Source organism: Acinetobacter sp. OYA S30 (assembly GCF_033599315.1).
Taxonomy (GTDB): Bacteria; Pseudomonadota; Gammaproteobacteria; order Pseudomonadales; family Moraxellaceae; genus Acinetobacter; species Acinetobacter baumannii.
On the sequence record NZ_JAWVAV010000127.1, the window covers coordinates 1 to 996 of the forward strand.

Below are 996 nucleotides of genomic sequence, written 5' to 3' on the forward strand. Positions count from 1 at the left end.
TCCAATTTTAGGTATTTTAGATCGGTTAAATCCGGCAGTTGATATTGTTGTTTCGGGGCATACACATCAGTCTTATATTTGTGATTATGCAACCAAGAATCCGGCTAAACCGTTTTTACTAACCTCAGCTGGCCAATACGGCACGCTTATTACCGATATTAAGGTGGAGTTGGATGGTAAAACTGGCGATATCATTAAAAAGGATGCTAAACAAATTCCGGTTCAAAGTGAGGCCTATACTTCGGGTACAACCACTGTAAGTCTGACAGACCTCTATCAAAAATTTAGTAAAACGCCAAGTATCGAAGCAATTTTAGATAAATACCGACAAGCAGTAACTACAATTTCTGGACGTGTTGTTGGAACTTCTACTGCCGTTGTGAGCAATACACCAGTCGAAAGTGGTGAAAGCCCACTAGGTAATATGATTGCCGATGCGCAGCAAGCTGCCGCTCTTCAAGCAAGTAATCAAGGTTCGGATTTTACGTTAATTCACCCGCGCTTTGTACGTGCTGACCTACTGATTAACAGCAGTAACCAGATTACGTTTGGTGATATTTTTGCAGTTCACTCTTTACGTGACTCGATTGTGACTTTGAGCTTAACCGGTAAACAGATTAGAGATGTGCTTGAACAACAATGGACTGGTGCAAATGCAAATTCGCCTAGAATTTTACAGCCGTCTAAAGAGTTGAGTTACCAATATGCAGCAAATACATCTGTTTCACCACGAGCAAGTAACATCATGGTTGCTGGTTCATCATTAGTTGACACTAAAGTATACCGTGTGACGGTACATAGTTTCTTGGCAGATGGTGGTGACAACTTTACGGTATTAAAAGAAGGCCAAAACCGTGTCGGTGGTGGTCAAGATATTGATGCGCTTGAAAACTATGTTGCACAAAACTCTAAAGATTCACCGTTAATTATTCCGGCTACGACTCGTATTAAAGTCATTAAATAACTCATTTAAGAATGCATAAAGGACAGTATGAT

The 996-nt window shown here is 40.4% G+C and carries 1 protein-coding gene; it reads left to right on the forward strand.

From position 1 onward, the window contains the following. Positions 1–964 (forward strand): bifunctional metallophosphatase/5'-nucleotidase (locus R5R67_RS19440; RefSeq protein WP_318755207.1); only part of this gene is annotated, 964 nt, incomplete at its 5' end. Positions 965–996 lie beyond the last annotated feature (32 nt).